This is a genomic window from Pseudomonas sp. CJQ_9, assembly GCF_043106615.1.
Classification (GTDB): domain Bacteria; phylum Pseudomonadota; class Gammaproteobacteria; order Pseudomonadales; family Pseudomonadaceae; genus Aquipseudomonas; species Aquipseudomonas juntendi.
Map to the genome: position 1 here is coordinate 1 of NZ_JBICMS010000113.1, position 17778 is coordinate 17778.

Here is a 17778-nt window from a genome sequence, read left to right on the forward strand (position 1 = left end):
TTGTTCGGCGAACCGAAACCGATGGTGGTCTTGCAGCAGATCAGGGTCGGGCGATCGCTCTTGCGGGCGGTTTCGATGGCGGTCTTGATCTCGTCGGCGTCATGGCCGTCGACGTTGCGGATCACCTGCCAGTTGTAGGCTTCGAAGCGCGCAGGGGTGTTGTCGGTGAACCAGCCGTGCACTTCGCCGTCGATGGAGATGCCGTTGTCGTCGTAGAAGGCGACCAGCTTGTTCAGGCCCAGGGTGCCGGCCAGCGAGGCGACTTCATGGGAGATGCCTTCCATCATGCAGCCATCGCCCAGGAACACATAAGTGTTGTGGTCGACGATGGTGTGGCCGTCACGGTTGAACTGGGCAGCCAGCACTTTTTCTGCCAGGGCGAAGCCCACGGCGTTCGCGATACCCTGGCCGAGCGGGCCGGTGGTGGTCTCCACGCCCGGGGTGTAGCCGTATTCCGGGTGGCCCGGGGTGCGGCTGTGCAATTGACGGAAGGCCTTGAGGTCGTCGATCGACAGGTCGTAGCCGGTCAGGTGCAGCAGCGAGTAGATCAGCATCGAGCCGTGGCCGTTGGACAGCACGAAGCGGTCGCGGTCGGCGAAGTGCGGGTTGCTCGGGTTGTGTTTCAGGTAGTCACGCCACAGTACTTCGGCGATATCCGCCATGCCCATGGGGGCACCTGGGTGGCCGCTATTAGCCTTTTGCACGGCATCCATGCTGAGGGCGCGAATGGCGTTGGCACGTTCACGACGGCTGGGCATCGCTGGTCTCCTGGGGGGCTTGTAGAGGTGATGTCACGAAAAAGACGACCATTTTCGCCCACTGGGGGGCTTGGGGCAAACATTTAAGCGCCAAGCGGCCAGCTTTAAGCTACAAGAAAGAAGCACGGGCCGAGCTGGACTGCTCTGGAGCCTGTCGCGTGCAGTTTGAAGGCTGCAACTCATCGCCAATATCAAAACTTTTTGATATTGGCCTTGCTAGGGCACCAATGCCTGACTAGACTGCCCGCCCATGAACCTCCGTGTGCAATCGATCCCCGAGCAATGCGAAACATTGGCCGCCCTGTGCAAGGCCAGTGGCGACGCCTTGCGCCTGAACGTGCTGCGAGCCCTGGCCAACGACTCGTTCGGCGTACTGGAGCTGGCCCAGATCTTCGGCATCGGGCAGTCGGGCATGAGCCACCACCTCAAGGTGCTGGCCCAGGCAGAGCTGGTCGCTACCCGCCGTGAAGGCAATGCCATCTTCTACCGCCGCGCCCTGCCCGATAGCCTGCGACTGGGTGGCCGGCTGCACGCAGCGCTGCTGGAAGAGGTGGACGCCCTGGCCCTGCCGGCCGATGTGCAGGCGCGCATCGCGCAGGTCCAGCAACGCCGCGCGGTCACCAGCCAGGACTTCTTCCTGCGCGTGGAAGAGAAGTTCCGCGCCCAGCAAGACCTGATCGCCGGCCTGCCGCAGTACCGCGAGAGCCTGCTGGCGCTGCTCGACAAGCTGCATTTCGACCCGGCGGCCTGTGCCCTGGAAGTCGGCCCCGGCGACGGTGGTTTTCTGCCCGACCTGGCCCGGCGCTTTGCCCACGTCACTGCGCTGGACAACAGCGCGACCATGCTCGAACTGGCACGCCAGGTGTGCCAGCGCGAGGGGCTCGACAATGTGACCCTGCAGTTGGCCGATGCACTGGGTGCCACGGATGTGGCCGCCGACTGCGTTGTGCTGAACATGGTGCTGCACCACTTCAGCGACCCGGCCCTGGCCTTGCGCCAGTTGGCCAAACGGGTGAAGGCAGGCGGCAGCCTGCTGGTCACCGAGTTGTGCAGCCATGACCAGGGGTGGGCCCGCGAAGCCTGCGGCGATCTGTGGCTTGGCTTTGAACAGGATGACCTGGCCCGCTGGGCCAACGCGGCCGGGCTGGCCCATGCGGACAGCCTGTACGTGGGCTTGCGCAACGGCTTCCAGATCCAGGTCCGGCACTTCCAGCGCACGGCTGGCGACATACACCATCGGTAAATTTCAGGAACCTTCGAGATGAGCGAATACTCCCTTTTCACCTCCGAGTCCGTGTCCGAAGGGCATCCGGACAAGATCGCCGACCAGATTTCGGACGCAGTCCTCGATGCCATCATCGCCCAGGACAAATACGCCCGCGTAGCGTGTGAAACACTGGTCAAGACCGGTGTCGCCATCATCGCCGGCGAGGTCACCACCTCGGCCTGGGTCGACCTGGAAGACCTGGTGCGCAAAGTCATCATCGATATCGGCTACAACAGCTCCGACGTCGGCTTTGACGGCGCGACCTGCGCCGTGATGAACATCATCGGCAAGCAGTCGGTAGACATCGCCCAGGGCGTCGACCGCTCCAAGCCGGAAGACCAGGGTGCCGGCGACCAGGGCCTGATGTTCGGTTATGCCAGCAACGAAACCGAAGTGCTTATGCCAGCGCCTATCTGCTTCTCGCACCGCCTGGTCGAGCGCCAGGCCGAAGCACGCAAGTCCGGCCTGCTGCCATGGCTGCGCCCGGATGCCAAGTCGCAGGTCACCTGCCGCTATGAAAACGGCAAGGTCGCAGGCATCGACGCAGTGGTCCTGTCGACCCAGCACAACCCTGAGGTTTCGCAGAAAGACCTGCAAGAAGCGGTGATGGAGCTGATCGTCAAGCACACCCTGCCTGCCGAACTGCTGCACAAAGGTACCCAGTACCACATCAACCCGACCGGCAACTTCATCATCGGTGGCCCGGTGGGCGACTGCGGCCTGACCGGCCGCAAGATCATCGTCGACTCCTACGGCGGCATGGCGCGTCACGGTGGTGGTGCGTTCTCCGGCAAGGACCCGTCCAAGGTCGACCGCTCCGCCGCCTACGCCGGCCGCTACGTGGCCAAGAACATCGTCGCCGCCGGCCTGGCCGAGCGTTGCGAGATCCAGGTGTCGTACGCCATTGGCGTGGCCCAACCGACCTCCATTTCGATCAACACCTTCGGTACCGGCAAGGTCTCCGACGAGAAGATCATCCAGCTGGTGCGCGAGTGCTTCGACCTGCGCCCGTACGCCATCACCACCATGCTGGACCTGCTGCACCCGATGTACCAGGAAACCGCTGCCTACGGCCACTTCGGCCGTACCCCACAGCAGAAGACTGTCGGCGACGACACCTTCACCACCTTCACCTGGGAGCGTACCGACCGCGCCCAGTCGCTGCGTGACGCTGCTGGCCTGTAAGTTTTCCTGTAGCGCTGGACGAAAGCCCCTGCCGAGCGATCGGCAGGGGCTTTTTCATGACATATCGACTCACAATCGCTTACCGGCAATGCCCGCCAGCTTGCCTACGCTGAGGGGCCAACCCGCCATGCAAGGATGCAGGCCATGCCGCTCATGTTGTTCATCACCCTGCTGGGGGTGCTTGCCGCGCCACTGGCGCACGCCAGCTCTTGCCCCGGCTGGAACCCCCAGCAAGTCGCCAGCGAGGTTGCTCAACTGCGAGAAACCGTTGGCAGTTGGGACGACCACTACCATCGCCAAGGCATTGCCTTGGTACCTGATGAGCTTTACGACCAGAGCCGCCAACGCCTCGCGCAGTTGCAGCAGTGCTTCGGCCTGGCCGGCGGCCCTGCGCCCCTGGCCAACGCTGGCGGCCCGGTACCCCACCCCATCCCCCACACGGGCGTCGACAAGCTGCCCGACCGCCACGCCGTGCAGCGCTGGCTGGCCGGCAAGGCCGATGTCTGGGTCCAGCCCAAGGTCGATGGCGTGGCGGTGTCGCTCATTTACCGACAGGGCCGCCTGGTGCAGCTGATCAGCCGGGGCGACGGCGCCCAAGGGCACGACTGGAGCCGGCACATCCCCCAGCTGGGTAGCATCACCCGCCAGTTGCCACAGGCCATTGACCTGCAGTTGCAGGGTGAGCTGTACCTGCGCCTGAACGCGCATGTTCAGGCCCAGGCGGGCGGCGCCAAGGCGCGCGGCACCGTGGCCGGTTTGCTCGCCCGCAAGCGCCTGAGCAGCGAACAAGGCAAGGCTGTGGGGCTGTTCGTCTGGGACTGGCCGCAAGGCCCCGAGCAACAGGCCGAACGCCTCGCGCAGCTGGCACAGCTGGGCTTTGCCGACAGCCAGCGCTACAGCGTTGCCATCAATACGCTGGATGAGGCGGCCCATTGGCGTGAACACTGGTACCACGCTGCCCTGCCCTTCGCCAGCGATGGTGTGGTGCTGCGCCAGGGTAGCCGGCCACCCGCTGAACGGTGGCAGGCCAAGGCACCGTACTGGATCGCCGCCTGGAAATACCCGTACATGCAAGCATTGGCCGAGGTTCGCGACGTGCGTTTTCGGGTCGGTCGTACCGGGCGGGTCACGCCCGTGCTGCACCTGCTGCCAGTAACACTCGACAACCGACGGGTCACGCAAGTGAGCATGGGTTCGCTGGCGCGCTGGCACAGCCTGGACATTCGCCCGGGGGACCAGGTGGCGGTGAGCTTGGCCGGGCTGACCATTCCGCGCCTGGAGCAGGTGGTACACCGCGCTGTCGAGCGCGTGCCGGTATCGGCACCGGCAGCCGGCCAGTATCACGCCCACAGTTGCTGGCAGGCCAGCGTGGGCTGTGAAGAACAGTTCATTGCCCGCCTGGCGTGGCTGAGCGGCAAGCAGGGCCTGGCCCTGCCGCGTATCGGGCCGGGTACCTGGCGCCGGCTGGTCGCAGCCGGGCTGGCAACCTCGCTCACTGACTGGCTGCAACTGGATGCCACACAGCTGAGCCAGGTTGCAGGAATCAGTGAGCGAACGGCAGCTCAGTTGCGCAGCAGTTTCGACGATGCCCGCACCCGGTCGTTTGACCAGTGGCTGCGGGGGCTGGGCGCTCCCCTACCCAATGGCATGCAGCTTACCGGCGACTGGCAAGCGCTGGCGGCCCGCACGGCTGACACCTGGCAGGCATTACCCGGCATTGGCGAAAAGCGCGCACGTCAACTGGTGGATTTTTTTGCAGCCGCCGACGTTCAAGCCCTGGCAACACAGCTGGGCGAGCACGGTATCGAAGGCTTTGCGCGCCCTAGGCAATGATTTTTTACCAATTAACCTGTAGGAAATTCCTGAGATTCAAGCGGAAATACCCGGCAAGGGTTCCTAAAAGGGCAAAACCAAGGCAGGATTTCACCCTAAATTTTTTGCTGCCCCGCCCCGTCCAGGAGGCTTTTCATGAAACGTATTTCGACCCTTTTCCTGCTCGCGACCGTTGCGCTGGCTGCAGGCGCCGCCCAGGCTGCCCAGCCGGATGCCGGCCTGACTGGCTGCGCCGCCAAGCGCAGCGCCATCGAGAACCAGCTGAAGATTGCCCGTGACCACGGCAACAGTGACCAGGTCGCAGGCTTGGAAGCAGCGCTGCGCGGGGTCGACAACTGCACCGACGCCAGCCTGCGCAAGGAACGCGAGCAAAAAGTGCTCGACGCCCGTCATGAAGTGGCGCAGCGCGAAAAAGACCTGAAGAAGGCCGAGAAAAAGGGCGACGCCGAGAAGATCAACAAGCGCAAGGACAAACTCGCCGAGTCGCGCAAAGAGCTGCAGGAAGCAGTAGACGATCTCGATCGCTAAGGCATTTGACTTGCAAGCGCGGTCTTTGTGGGAGCGGCCTTGCGTCGCGACAGGGCCGCACAAGGCCCCAGCAATCTATGCGTTACGGCTGAAACCCTGGGGCCGCTGTGCGGCCCTATCGCGACACAAGGCCGCTCCCACAGAAGCACGTGCAAGCCTCAGGTTTGTGCGAACAGCACAGCCATCAATGATTGCGGAACTCGCTATGGCAGGCTTTGCAGGCCGCCTCGGCCTTGTCCATCGGCGCTTTCAGCTGCGCAGGGTCCAGCGGCTGCGTGCGGGTCACATCGACCAGTTCGCCGGTCGCGCCTTCCAATTGCCTGGCCAGCTCATGGAACCGCGCCTGGCGCTCCCACACTTCGGCACGGGCACTGCTGTCACCGCCATCGCGTACCTGCGGGAAATGCTGCCACGGCTGGTGCGAAAGGGTGTCCAGTTGCAGCGCACCGCCGGCAAACTTCACCCCGTCGAACGGCAGCCGGCCACGCAACATGCCGCCCAGGTCTTCGCTGGTCTTGAGCATGTCCTTGAAAATGACCTTGCGCTTGCCCAGCGGCGAGTTGGGGTCAACCCGCTCGCAACCACTCAAGGCTGCACCCAGGGCCATTGCTGCCAGCACTACAATGGTCAATCGCTTCAACATGACGCTCACTTCGGCCTGCGAAAAGGGGCGGCCAGTATCGCTGCCCCGCAGCCAAACACCAATAGCCACATAAAAAACAGGGGCGAATCTTCATGTTCGCCCACCACAGGAATGCACACATGAAATCTGCCCTGCGCCACCTGGCCTGGACATTCCCGGTACTGGCCCTGCTGGCTGGCTGCAATGGCGGCGAGAGCGCCAAACCCGAGCCGCATGCGGTAGCCACCTACGCCCCCGCCACCTGGAGAGACCTGCCCGCAGTCAGTGACGAAGACTTGCTGGCCGGGTTCTACGCCTGGCGCAGCGGTTGCGAAAAACTCAAGCGCGACCCGGTCTGGGCCGCGACCTGCGAAGCGGCGGGTAGCGCCCAGGCCAGTGCCGCGCAGGTGCGCACCTTCCTGGAGCAGAACCTGGAGGTCTACGGCCTGCGCTCGGCCGAGAACAACGCCAACGGCCTGATCACCGGCTACTACGAACCGGTCTACCCCGGCAGCCTGAGCCCATCGAAAACCAACCATGTGGCGGTTTACGGCGTGCCCGAGGACATGATCGTCGTCGACCTGGCCAGCGTGTACCCCGAACTCAAGGGCAAGCGCTTGCGTGGCCGCCTCGATGGCCGAGTGCTCAAGCCTTACGACACCGCCGAAGTGATCAACCGTGACGGCGTGAAAGCCCCCGTGCTGGCCTGGCTGAGCGACCCGATGGACCTGCAGTTCCTGCAGATCCAGGGCTCAGGCCGGGTCCAGCTGGAAGATGGCCGCCAGCTGCGCCTGGGCTATGCCGATCAGAACGGCCACCCCTACCGGCCGATCGGTCGCTGGCTGGTCGAGCAGGGCCAGCTGAAAAAGGACGAGGTGAGCATGGGCGCCATCCATGCCTGGGCCCAGGCGAACCCCCAGCGTGTCGCGGAGCTGCTTGCCAGCAACCCAAGCTACGTGTTCTTCAGCACCCGCCCGGACAGCAACGAGGGGCCGCGCGGGTCGCTGAACGTACCGCTGACAGCAGGCTACAGCGTGGCCATCGATCGCAAGGTGATTCCCTTGGGTAGCCTCTTGTGGTTGTCCACCACACGCCCCGACGGCTCGCCGGTGGTGCGCCCGGTTGGCGCCCAGGACACGGGCGGCGCCATTGCTGGCGAAGTGCGTGCCGACCTGTTCTGGGGTACCGGGCCCGAGGCCGGCGAGTTGGCGGGGAACATGAAGCAGCAAGGGCAGATCTGGATGCTCTGGCCCAAGGGCCAGCCACTGCCAGAGGTGCCCAATGTTCCTTGACGTTGCGCGGGCAGTGCGGGGGCGGCTTCAGCCGCGCCACAGGGCCCGCACAGGCCTTCAGATGGAAACCACGAAGAACGCCACGATGATCGCCAGCCCGGCCAGCCACACCAGCGAGCGCAAGGCCGCCCAGTCGGCCAGGTAGCAAATGATGTAGAGCAGCCGGCTGGTGATGTACATCACCCCCAGCACATCCTGGGTCACCTGCTCGGCATTGCCGACAATGTCTGCCACCAGCACGGCTGCGGCGAACGCCGGGAATGCCTCATAGCTGTTCTGCTGCGCAGCATGCGCGCGACGTGGCAGCCCGGACAGCGTATCGAGGAAGGCACGCGGGTCATGGTTGTCCCGCATGCCAAAGCGGCCACTGCTGACCTTGGCGATCAAGGCACACAGCGGCGGCAGAAACAGAGCGATCAGGATGCACCACAAAGCGACGGTCATAGGCAGGACTCCTTGTTCAGTCTTAAGGTCAGAGCTTCATTACCAGCATGCCGGCCAGCACCAGCCCGCAAGCTAGGAGTCTTGGGCCGCCAAAAGGTTCTTTGAGGTAGCGCATACCCAGCAACACCACCAGCACCACACTCAATTCCCGCAATGCCGCAGCCTCGGCCACAGAGCCCAGGTGCATGGCCCACAGCACCAGCGCGTAGCTGAACAACACACAGAACCCAACCGCCAGCCCCAGGCGCCACTGGCTGCGCCAGAACGCTACGAACGGCGCACGCCGCGCCACACTGGCTACTAGCGGGAATGGCCAGGCACTGAGCAGGGTCAGCCACACCAGGTAGTCCCACGGCTTGCCCCACAAGCGCACGGCCTGCCCGTCGAACCAGGTGTAGCACCCGATGCACAGGCCGATCAGGGCCACCACCGGTAGGTTCGACCAGGGCAGCCGGTCACCGCCGCCGCCCTGCCACAGCAGGCAGGCCATGCCACAAGGAATCAGCAGGATCCCGATGATCTGCTGCTGGCTCAGCGACTCTCCGGCAAACGCCAGGGTCAAGCCCAGCACCACCAGCGGCGACAACCCGCGCATCAGAGGATAGACCAGGCCCAGGTCACCCACCCGGTAGGCCTGGATCAACAGGTAGCGGTACAGCTGCTCGGCCAGCGCCGAAGCCAGCAACCACGGCCAGATGCTGGCCGGTGGTCGTTGTGCGAACGGCACCGCCAGCACGGCGAAGGCCAACGCCACGCTGTCCATGCTGGCAATGACCAGCAGCCGCTCGCCGCTGAATTTGATCAGGGTGTTCCAGGTCGCGTGCAGCAGCGCGGCGACCAGCACCAGGGATGTTGCCAGCACGTCTTGTTTTCCTTATGGCTTTTCGTGGCTGTGAATATAGAGCGTTCGCGGGCCATTGTGCGGCCAATCGCAAGGCGCCAGAGTGGGAACGTTGCCAACGAATTCGGTCAAAGGCTGTGTCCCGAACCCCTCGCCAGGTCATCAAAGAACTGCCCGAGCCATTCGGGTTACGACTTGGAAGCCACTGTTACAGGATTCGGGATGCTTGAATTAGTTGCCGCGTTTATCTGCCTGACCACCCTCCTCACCTATGTGAACTACCGTTTCATCGGCCTGCCGCCCGCCATCGGCGTGATGGTCACGGCGCTGCTATTTTCGCTGATGCTGCAAGGCCTCAGCCTGATCGGCTTCCCTGGCCTGGAAGAGCGCGTCGAAGGCCTGATGAACCAGATCGACTTCAATGACCTGCTGATGCACTGGATGCTGGCATTTCTGCTGTTTGCCGGCGCCCTGCACGTCAACCTCACCGACCTGCGCAGCTACCGCTGGCCAATTGGGCTACTGGCGACCGTGGGCGTGCTGATTGCCACCGTGGTCATCGGCTACCTGTCGCATTGGGTATTTGCCATGTTCGGCTGGCAGGTTCCGCTGATCTACTGCCTGCTGTTCGGTGCACTGATTTCACCGACCGACCCGATTGCCGTGCTTGGCGCGTTGCGTACGGCCAATGCGCCAAAACCCTTGAAGACCACCATCGTCGGCGAGTCGTTGTTCAACGACGGTACCGCCGTGGTGGTGTTCACCGTGTTACTGGGCATCATCCAGCTGGGCGAAACCCCAAGCATCAGCGACACGGCGGTGCTGTTCGCCCGCGAGGCCATTGGCGGTGTGCTCTTCGGCGGCCTGATCGGCTACGCCACCTACCGCATGATCAAGAGCGTGGAGCAGTACCAGGTCGAGGTCATGCTGACCCTGGCACTGGTGATCGGCGGCTCGGCGATGTGCTACGAGCTGCACGTGTCGGCGCCGATCGCCATGGTGGTGGCGGGCCTGATCATCGGCAACCTGGGGCGCAACCTGGCCATGAACGACATGACCCGCCGCTACATGGACGGTTTCTGGGAGCTGATCGATGACATGCTCAATGCGCTGCTGTTCGCCCTGATCGGCCTGGAACTGTTGCTGCTGCCGTTCAACTGGATGCACCTGGCCGCTGGCGGCGTTCTGGCGCTGGCGGTGCTGCTGTCGCGGTTGCTGACCGTGGCCCCGGCCATCGTGCTACTGCGACGCTGGCGGCCGGTGCCCAAAGGCACAGTGCGGGTACTGACCTGGGGGGGCTTGCGTGGCGGGGTCTCGGTGGCCCTGGCGCTGTCGCTACCCTTGGGCGATGAGCGCGACCTGCTGCTGTCGATCACCTACATCGTGGTGCTGTCGTCGATCCTGGTGCAGGGCTTGAGCATCGGGCGGGTGGTGCGCAAGGTCAGCGCCCAGCCTTGAGAATGCCGGGGCCGCTCTGCGGCCCATCGCCGGCAAGCCAGCTCCCACAGGGATCGCATCTGGGCTGACAGGTGTTTGTCACAAGACATGCAGCGGCGAGCACCTGGCAACCCTGATGCGATCCCTGTGGGAGCTGGCTTGCCAGCGATGGGCTGCAGCGCAGCCCCATACGATCACTCGACGGCAGAGTCCGGGAACTGGTCCTGCACATACTTGATCGCGGTCCGCCCATGGGCCGCCGGCAAGCCATCTTCACCCAGATTGACGAAGACCATCTTATCGACGGTCAGGATGCTCTTGCGGGTGATCTTGTTGCGTACCTCGCATTTGAGGGTGATCGAGGTGCGGCCGAACTCCGTCGCGGTGATGCCCAGCTCGATGATGTCGCCCTGGCGCGAGGCACTGACGAAATTGATTTCCGACATGTACTTGGTCACCACGCGCTGGTTGCCCAACTGCACGATGGCGTAGATCGCCGCCTCTTCGTCGATCCAGCGCAACAGGCTGCCACCGAACAGTGTGCCATTGGGGTTGAGGTCTTCGGGTTTAACCCACTTGCGGGTGTGAAAGTTCATCAGTACTCCTGACCTGCTTGGCTAACGTGTGCCCATGATGGCAGAGCGGCCGCGATCGCTCCATTGCACATCGACTATCGTCGCGATTAATCGACAGAAAACCTTGGGCAAGCCGGCAGGCACAGCTATAATCTGCGCCGTTTCACATGGTTGCCCACAGCGGTGCCATGCCCGCCACCTGTCCGAGGGGCGCTGCAGCAGGCTAGGCCTGTCAGGCTCGGATGGGGCGTTGCTCGCTCTCGCGGGCGCTTAACGCACAACGGCGCCCATTCGCACACTACGAATGGAGGCTCTCATGAGCGCTGCAAACATGCCTGCTGGTTTTACCGATTTCAAAGTTGCCGACATCTCCCTGGCCGCCTGGGGCCGTCGCGAAACCATCATCGCCGAATCGGAAATGCCTGCACTGATGGGCCTGCGTCGCAAGTACCAGGCCGAGCAACCACTCAAGGGCGCGAAGATCCTGGGCTGTATCCACATGACCATCCAGACCGCCGTGCTGATCGAAACCCTGGTAGCCCTGGGTGCCGAAGTACGCTGGTCGTCCTGCAACATCTTCTCCACCCAGGACCAGGCCGCCGCCTCCATCGCCGCTGCCGGTATCCCGGTGTTCGCCTGGAAAGGTGAAACCGAAGAAGAGTACGAGTGGTGCCTGGAGCAGACCATCCTCAAGGATGGCCAGCCATGGGACGCCAACATGGTCCTCGACGACGGTGGCGACCTGACCGAGCTGCTGCACAAGAAGTACCCGCAGGTACTGGACCGCGTGCACGGCGTGACCGAAGAAACCACCACTGGCGTGCACCGCCTGCTGGACATGCTGGCCAAGGGCGAGCTGAAAGTCCCGGCAATCAACGTCAACGACTCGGTCACCAAGAGCAAGAACGACAACAAGTATGGCTGCCGTCACAGCCTGAACGACGCCATCAAGCGTGGTACCGACCACCTGCTGTCGGGCAAGCAGGCGCTGGTGATCGGCTACGGCGACGTGGGCAAGGGTTCGGCGCAGTCGCTGCGCCAGGAAGGCATGATCGTCAAGGTCACCGAAGTCGACCCGATCTGCGCCATGCAGGCCTGCATGGACGGCTTCGAGGTGGTATCGCCGTTCATCGACGGTATCAACGACGGCAGCGAAGCCAGCATCGATAAAGCCCTGCTGGGCAAGATCGACCTGATCGTGACCACCACCGGCAACGTCAATGTCTGCGACGCCAACATGCTCAAGGCCCTGAAGAAGCGTGCCGTGGTGTGCAACATCGGCCACTTCGACAACGAGATCGACACGGCCTTCATGCGCAAGAACTGGGCCTGGGAGGAGGTCAAGCCGCAGGTGCACAAGATCCACCGCACCGGTGCCGGCAGCTTCGACCCGCAGAACGACGACTACCTGATCTTGCTGGCTGAAGGCCGCCTGGTGAACCTGGGCAACGCCACTGGCCACCCAAGCCGCATCATGGACGGTTCGTTCGCCAACCAGGTCCTGGCCCAGATCTTCCTGTTCGAGCAGAAGTTCGCCGACCTGTCGCCCGAGAAGAAGGCCGAGCGCCTGACCGTGGAAGTGCTGCCGAAAAAGCTCGACGAAGAAGTGGCCCTGGAAATGGTCCGCGGCTTCGGCGGCGTGGTCACCCAGCTGACCAAACAGCAAGCCGACTACATCGGCGTTACCGTCGAAGGCCCGTTCAAGCCCCACGCTTACCGCTACTAAGCGGCAGGCTTGGAGCAGCGAGCAGCGAGCAGCAAGTTGCAAGTTGCAAGTTGCAAGTTGCAAGTTGCAAGCAGAAGCAGACCGTGTTGCTGCTGCTTGTAGCTCCAGCCTTTAAAACCTTGAACGATGACCAGCCAGACCGGCCATCACCGATCTGGCTTTTACTTGCAGCTTGAAGCTTGAAGCTTGCAGCTCGCCGCTCGGCGCTTGCCGCTTGCCGCTTGCCGCCAGAGGAACGCCTGATGTCACAAGAACGCCGCTACAGTTTCGAGTTCTTCCCGACCAAGACCGATGCCGGTCACGAAAAGCTGATGGGTGTAGCCCGCCAGCTGGCTGCCTGCAACCCGGACTTCTTTTCCTGCACCTATGGTGCTGGTGGTTCGACCCGCGACCGTACGCTGAACACCGTGCTGCAGCTGGAAAGCGAAGTACAGGTACCGGCCGCGCCGCACCTGTCGTGCGTGGGCGATACCAAGGCCGAACTGCGCGCCCTGCTGGCCGAGTACAAGGCCGCCGGCATCAAGCGCATCGTGGCCTTGCGCGGCGACCTGCCGTCGGGCATGGGCATGGCCTGCGGCGAACTGCGCTACGCCAGCGACCTGGTCGAGTTCATCCGCACGGAAACCGGCGATCACTTCCACCTGGAAGTGGCTGCCTACCCCGAAATGCACCCACAGGCGCGCAACTTCGAGGCCGACCTGGGCAACTTCGTACACAAGGTCAAGGCCGGGGCCGACAGCGCCATCACCCAGTACTTCTTCAACGCCGACAGCTACTTCTACTTTGTCGAGCGCGCGCAGAAGCTGGGCGTGGATATCCCGGTGGTGCCGGGCATCATGCCAATCACCAACTACAGCAAACTGGCACGCTTCTCCGATGCCTGTGGCGCCGAGATTCCGCGCTGGATCCGCAAGCAGCTGGAAGCCTACGGTGATGACACCGCAAGCATCCAGGCTTTCGGCGAAGAAGTCATCACCCGCATGTGCGAACAACTGCTGCAAGGCGGCGCACCGGGCCTGCACTTCTACACCCTGAACCAGGCCGAGGCGAGCCTGGCGCTGTGGAACAACCTCAAGCTGCCGCGCTGAAACTTTTTGGCAATGTCTGCTTAAGAAATGATTAAGGCTTTGGTCATAGACTAAGGCCTTGTTCTTTTTTGGGTTACACAGGTCTTGCCTGCCATGCAGCATCCCCAGCCATCTCGCCCACAGCTCGTCTACCTGGCTTTTGGCCCCGCGACCTATCATCAGGAAGCCTGTTTCAGCATCGTCAGCGCCCTTGCCCAGCTGGGCAGTAGCGCCAGCAGCGTCATGGACATCCAGGTCTACACCGACAACCCGCAACCCTACGCCGGGCTACCGGTCACCACCCATGTACTGGACGAGGCCACGCGCCAAGCCTGGAACGCCCCGCACGGCTACCACTTTCGCAGCAAGCATGTGCTGTTGCGCCAGGTACTGCGCCAGCACCCGCTGGCCGTGCTGATCGACACCGATACCTTTTTCCGCAAGTCACCACTGCAACTGTTCGACCGGGTCGCGCCCGGCAAGCTGCTGTGCAACACCATCGGCCCGCACTATGGGGCAAACCCGAAGTGCCTGCTGTATAAAAACCTGCTGGGCCCTCTGCAGTCCCGCGGCCTGGCCGACTGCCAGATGCCCCTGGTCAACTCCGGGGTGATCGGCCTCACTGCCGCCGACGCGGGCACCCTGGACCGCTCCATCGACCTGATGGACACGCTCTACCCGCTGGCCCGCGAGGCCTACACCCTGGAAGAATTCTGCCTGGCAGTCGCGGCCCATGGTCACCTGCAGCTCGCGGCATGCTCCGACGTCATTCACCATTACTGGAGCCGCAAGGCGCAGTTCCGCGCCAAGATCCAGGCCTGGCTGGCCAAACATGGGCAACATCCACTCAGCCTGGCAGCGCTGGCCGACGTCGCCCTGGTCAACGACCAGCTGCCCCGGCCACCGGCCTTGCACCGCCTGGGCTACAAGGCATTGAGCCTGACCCTTCCGCCCCAGGAACGTCAGTTTGCCCGTGAGTTGCTGTACGGCTGCTACCCCTACGCCAACGAGTTCGACCGCGCCTGCGCGTCGGCCTGGTGGGACAAGGCCCTGGAAAACCTCAATGCCCGCCACGGCCCCACCGACCCCGAGCGCCTGCGCCAGTGCTTGCGCCACCCCGGGCTGCGCTTGTCGCTGGGGGAACGACGCAAGGACATCGAGCATCACCTGCTCAGGTCTTCCCACGCTTGAATGGCCCGGTGCCCTGCCCTCTGGCCTTGCACCGGCCGAGCGCGTAATCTCCCGGCATGCCCAACATCGCCCGGCTGTTCTGGATCCTGCTGCTCGTTTGCCTGAGCCCGTTGGCCCTGGGCGAACGCTTGCGCCTGGTCTCCGACGACTGGGCGCCCTACGTGTACCAGCAGGACGGCCATCCACGCGGCATCGACTACGAAGTGACCAACCTGGTGTTCGCCCGCCTCGGGGTCGAGGTGCAATGGCAATTCCTGCCGTGGAAGCGTTGCCTGGCAATGGTCGAACAAGGCCTGGCCGACGGTATTGTCGATATCTTCCAGACCGAGTCGCGTCAGCCCTACCTGGTCTACGCGCCAGAGCCCATGTCGGAGGTCGAGTTCATCCTGTTCCAGGCCAGTGTGCGCCGCCACGTGGTCAACCAGCTGGAAGACCTGGCCGGGCTAACCGTCGGCACCTCGCCCGGCTACACCTATGGCGCAGCCTTCAGCGGGGCCACCTACTTCAAGCGCGAAGCCGCGCCCACCCACGAAGCCAATTTCGGCAAGCTGATGCTGGGCCGTGTCGACCTGGCGATCACCGACCGCAAGGCTGGCCATTACCTGGCGCAGCAGCTGGGCCTGCAACGGCAGGTCGAGGCGCTGCCACTGGTGGTCAGGCGCCAGCACCAGTACCTGGCCCTGGTGCGCAAGCCGGGCCGCGAGGCACTGGCCGAGGCGTTTGCCGAAGAACTGCGGCGTTTCAAGCAGGAAGCGGCCTATACGGCGATCAGCAACCGCTACACAGGCGACACCGAAAACATTCTCAACGCCGTTGAGCAGCAGGAAAGCAGCACAGCGCGATAGCTCTGTTATACTCGGGCCTTCCCGCCCGGCTCACGCCCGGACGCTCGGCCTCGCAACAGGCATCCCGATCGGCACTGGCGCACCTTCGCGTCCACCCTCCGTTTCCCGGATGTGCAGTGAAAGCCCAGCTGGACCGGACGCGATCGCATCCCGACGATGCCCGTCGCGCCAGGCAGAACATCCCATACGGGCCCAGCCCAAACGAGAACAGGATCGCCCATGTCCTTTGCTTCCCTCGGTCTCTCCGAGGCTCTTGTCCGCGCTATCGAAGCTGCGGGCTATACCCAGCCGACCCCCGTGCAACAGCGGGCCATTCCCGCCGTGTTGCAAGGCCGCGACCTGATGGTTGCCGCCCAGACTGGTACTGGTAAGACCGGCGGCTTTGCCCTGCCGATTCTCGAGCGCCTGTTCCCGGCCGGCCACCCCGACAAGTCGCAGCGCCATGGCCCGCGCCAACCCCGCGTGCTGGTACTGACCCCAACCCGCGAACTGGCCGCCCAGGTGCATGACAGCTTCAAGGTCTATGCCCGCGACTTGCCCCTGGTCAGCGCCTGCATCTTCGGGGGCGTAGGCATGAACCCTCAGATCCAGGCCATCGCCAAGGGTGTCGACGTACTGGTCGCCTGCCCTGGCCGCCTGCTCGACCTGGCCGGCCAAGGCAAGGTCGACCTGGCCCACGTTGAAATCCTCGTCCTGGACGAAGCCGACCGCATGCTCGACATGGGCTTTATCCACGACGTGAAGAAGGTACTTGCCCGCTTGCCGGCCAAGCGTCAGAACCTGCTGTTCTCGGCCACCTTCTCCAAAGACATCACCGACCTCGCCGACAAGCTCCTGCACAACCCGGAGCGCATCGAAGTCACCCCGCCGAACACCACCGTGGAGCGTATCGAGCAACGCGTGTATCGCCTGCCGGCCAGCCACAAGCGTGCCCTGCTGGCGCACCTGATCACCCTCGGTGCCTGGGAACAGGTGCTGGTGTTCACCCGGACCAAGCACGGTGCCAACCGCCTGGCCGAGTACCTGGAAAAGCACGGCCTGACCGCCGCCGCCATCCATGGCAACAAGAGCCAGAACGCTCGTACCAAGGCGCTGGCCGACTTCAAGGCCAACAGCGTCCGGGTACTGGTCGCCACCGACATCGCCGCCCGCGGCCTGGACATCGACCAACTGCCGCACGTGGTCAACTTCGAGCTGCCGAACGTCGAGGAAGACTACGTGCACCGTATCGGCCGTACTGGCCGCGCCGGCCGTTCGGGCGAGGCCATTTCCATGGTCGCCCCGGATGAAGAAAAACTGCTCAAGAGCATCGAGCGCGTCACTCGCCAGCGCATTCCTGATGGCGACCTGATGGGTTTCGACGCCAGCCAGGTAGAAGCTGAAAAGCCTGAAGTACGCGAGCGCCCGCAGAACAACGGCCGCGGTGGCCGTAACCAGCAGGCCCGCGGCGAAGGTGGCAAAGACGCCAATGGCGGCCGCAAGGACAAGGGCAAGGACAAAGGCAAGGCCAAGCAGCAAACAGCTGAAAAGCCCGCCGACAAGGAAAAGAGCGGCGACAGGCAACAGCAGCCGCGTAAGCCGCGTGACAAGAAGCCGCGCCAGCAGCAACAAGCCAGCAGCAGCCCTAGCGTGCCGAAGGTTCCGGCCGACCGTGACCCGGAAGAGTTCCTGGACGACGAGATCGACAACTTCGGTAACCGCGCTGACTACGTCAGCCCCTACCAGGGCAAGAACCAGGGCCGCAATCGTCGCCCGGGTGGCGGTCAGGGCCAGGGCCAAGGCAATGGTCAGCGCAGCAACACCGGTGGTCAGGGCCAGGCCCGTAGCGGCGGCCAGCAGCGCAGCGGCGGTGGCAGCGGCGAAAAACGCCCGCCGCGCGCCAACAACGGTGGCGGTGCCCGTCGTGATGGCGGCGCTGGCCGTGGTCGCCCGGCCCGTGACGATGCTGCCCGGCAGGAGCCAGCCGTGCGCAACCCGCGCCAGGCGGAAAAACAGCCGGTGATCATCCGCAAGGAATCCAAGCTCGACCGTTACCCTACGCCTGAGCAGCTGGATGACCTGCCAAGCCGCCCCCGCGGTGAGCGCCCGGCGCTGCTGACCCGCAAGGGCTAAGCGCCCAGGTAGCAAAAAAAAACGCCGCCCGATGGGCTAATGCCTGTCAGTTAAG

Annotated in this window: 15 protein-coding genes, 1 pseudogene and 1 riboswitch; of the genes and pseudogenes, 11 read left to right on the forward strand and 5 right to left on the reverse strand. The window is 63.8% G+C overall.

The annotated features are described in order from the left end of the window. A pseudogene (locus tag ACF8SD_RS24355) lies at window positions 1–758 on the reverse strand (transketolase); the annotation flags it as partial. Between the two features lie 250 nt (window positions 759–1008). Here ACF8SD_RS24355 and ACF8SD_RS24360 point away from each other — a divergent pair. The 4 genes from ACF8SD_RS24360 to ACF8SD_RS24375 all read left to right on the forward strand — a co-directional run bounded on the left by ACF8SD_RS24360 (window position 1009) and on the right by ACF8SD_RS24375 (window position 5571). Continuing rightward, on the forward strand, window positions 1009–2001 hold the full coding sequence (locus tag ACF8SD_RS24360; RefSeq protein WP_392484696.1) for an ArsR/SmtB family transcription factor: 993 nt from the start codon (window positions 1009–1011) through the stop codon (window positions 1999–2001). An 18-nt stretch (window positions 2002–2019) separates the two neighbouring features. Beyond that, window positions 2020–3210 (forward strand): methionine adenosyltransferase, encoded by a 1191-nt coding sequence (metK, locus tag ACF8SD_RS24365; protein WP_054904964.1) that lies wholly within the window; start codon window positions 2020–2022, stop codon window positions 3208–3210. Between the two features lie 144 nt (window positions 3211–3354). Next, complete coding sequence (ligB, locus tag ACF8SD_RS24370; protein WP_392484697.1) at window positions 3355–5043, forward strand: NAD-dependent DNA ligase LigB; 1689 nt, start codon at window positions 3355–3357, stop codon at window positions 5041–5043. A 135-nt stretch (window positions 5044–5178) separates the two neighbouring features. Beyond that, the gene (locus ACF8SD_RS24375; protein WP_173891324.1) at window positions 5179–5571 is read left to right on the forward strand and encodes a DUF1090 domain-containing protein; all 393 of its coding nucleotides are present in this window, start codon (window positions 5179–5181) and stop codon (window positions 5569–5571) included. 184 nt (window positions 5572–5755) lie between these two features. Here ACF8SD_RS24375 and ACF8SD_RS24380 read toward each other — a convergent pair whose 3' ends face one another. Then, entirely contained in the window at window positions 5756–6214 is a 459-nt protein-coding gene (locus ACF8SD_RS24380; RefSeq protein ID WP_173891325.1) for a cytochrome c, read from the reverse strand. 119 nt (window positions 6215–6333) lie between these two features. Here ACF8SD_RS24380 and ACF8SD_RS24385 point away from each other — a divergent pair, with 119 nt between their 5' ends. Then, the gene (locus ACF8SD_RS24385; RefSeq protein WP_392484698.1) at window positions 6334–7485 is read left to right on the forward strand and encodes a murein transglycosylase A; all 1152 of its coding nucleotides are present in this window, start codon (window positions 6334–6336) and stop codon (window positions 7483–7485) included. Window positions 7486–7542: 57 nt separating this feature from the next. Here the strand turns inward: ACF8SD_RS24385 and ACF8SD_RS24390 are convergent, their stop codons facing one another. Both ACF8SD_RS24390 and ACF8SD_RS24395 read right to left on the reverse strand, forming a co-directional pair. Then, window positions 7543–7929 carry an MAPEG family protein gene (locus tag ACF8SD_RS24390; RefSeq protein ID WP_009681388.1) on the reverse strand — a complete coding sequence of 129 codons (387 nt, stop codon included), beginning with the start codon at window positions 7927–7929 and terminating at the stop codon, window positions 7543–7545. Window positions 7930–7957: 28 nt separating this feature from the next. Beyond that, a complete protein-coding gene (locus ACF8SD_RS24395) occupies window positions 7958–8791 on the reverse strand; it encodes an EamA family transporter (protein WP_392484699.1) in 834 nt (277 codons plus the stop codon). Between the two features lie 201 nt (window positions 8792–8992). On the opposite strand from ACF8SD_RS24395, the gene ACF8SD_RS24400 reads away from it, so the two are divergent. After that, on the forward strand, window positions 8993–10228 hold the full coding sequence (locus ACF8SD_RS24400; RefSeq protein ID WP_029886258.1) for a sodium:proton antiporter: 1236 nt from the start codon (window positions 8993–8995) through the stop codon (window positions 10226–10228). 173 nt (window positions 10229–10401) lie between these two features. Here the strand turns inward: ACF8SD_RS24400 and ACF8SD_RS24405 are convergent, their stop codons facing one another. Continuing rightward, window positions 10402–10803 (reverse strand): acyl-CoA thioesterase, encoded by a 402-nt coding sequence (locus ACF8SD_RS24405; protein WP_009682837.1) that lies wholly within the window; start codon window positions 10801–10803, stop codon window positions 10402–10404. 178 nt (window positions 10804–10981) lie between these two features. Beyond that, window positions 10982–11078: riboswitch (S-adenosyl-L-homocysteine riboswitch) on the forward strand. A 20-nt stretch (window positions 11079–11098) separates the two neighbouring features. On the opposite strand from ACF8SD_RS24405, the gene ahcY reads away from it, so the two are divergent. From ahcY to ACF8SD_RS24430, 5 genes are all read left to right on the forward strand, one after another. Then, the gene (gene ahcY / locus ACF8SD_RS24410) at window positions 11099–12508 is read left to right on the forward strand and encodes an adenosylhomocysteinase (RefSeq protein WP_173891328.1); all 1410 of its coding nucleotides are present in this window, start codon (window positions 11099–11101) and stop codon (window positions 12506–12508) included. Window positions 12509–12750: 242 nt separating this feature from the next. Then, complete coding sequence (gene metF / locus ACF8SD_RS24415) at window positions 12751–13596, forward strand: methylenetetrahydrofolate reductase [NAD(P)H] (RefSeq protein WP_392484700.1); 846 nt, start codon at window positions 12751–12753, stop codon at window positions 13594–13596. A gap of 93 nt (window positions 13597–13689) precedes the next feature. After that, entirely contained in the window at window positions 13690–14766 is a 1077-nt protein-coding gene (locus tag ACF8SD_RS24420) for a hypothetical protein (protein WP_392484701.1), read from the forward strand. A 56-nt stretch (window positions 14767–14822) separates the two neighbouring features. Continuing rightward, window positions 14823–15611 carry a substrate-binding periplasmic protein gene (locus ACF8SD_RS24425; RefSeq protein WP_392484702.1) on the forward strand — a complete coding sequence of 263 codons (789 nt, stop codon included), beginning with the start codon at window positions 14823–14825 and terminating at the stop codon, window positions 15609–15611. Window positions 15612–15830: 219 nt separating this feature from the next. Further along, the gene (locus ACF8SD_RS24430; RefSeq protein WP_173891332.1) at window positions 15831–17723 is read left to right on the forward strand and encodes a DEAD/DEAH box helicase; all 1893 of its coding nucleotides are present in this window, start codon (window positions 15831–15833) and stop codon (window positions 17721–17723) included. The last annotated feature ends 55 nt before the right edge of the window (window positions 17724–17778 follow it).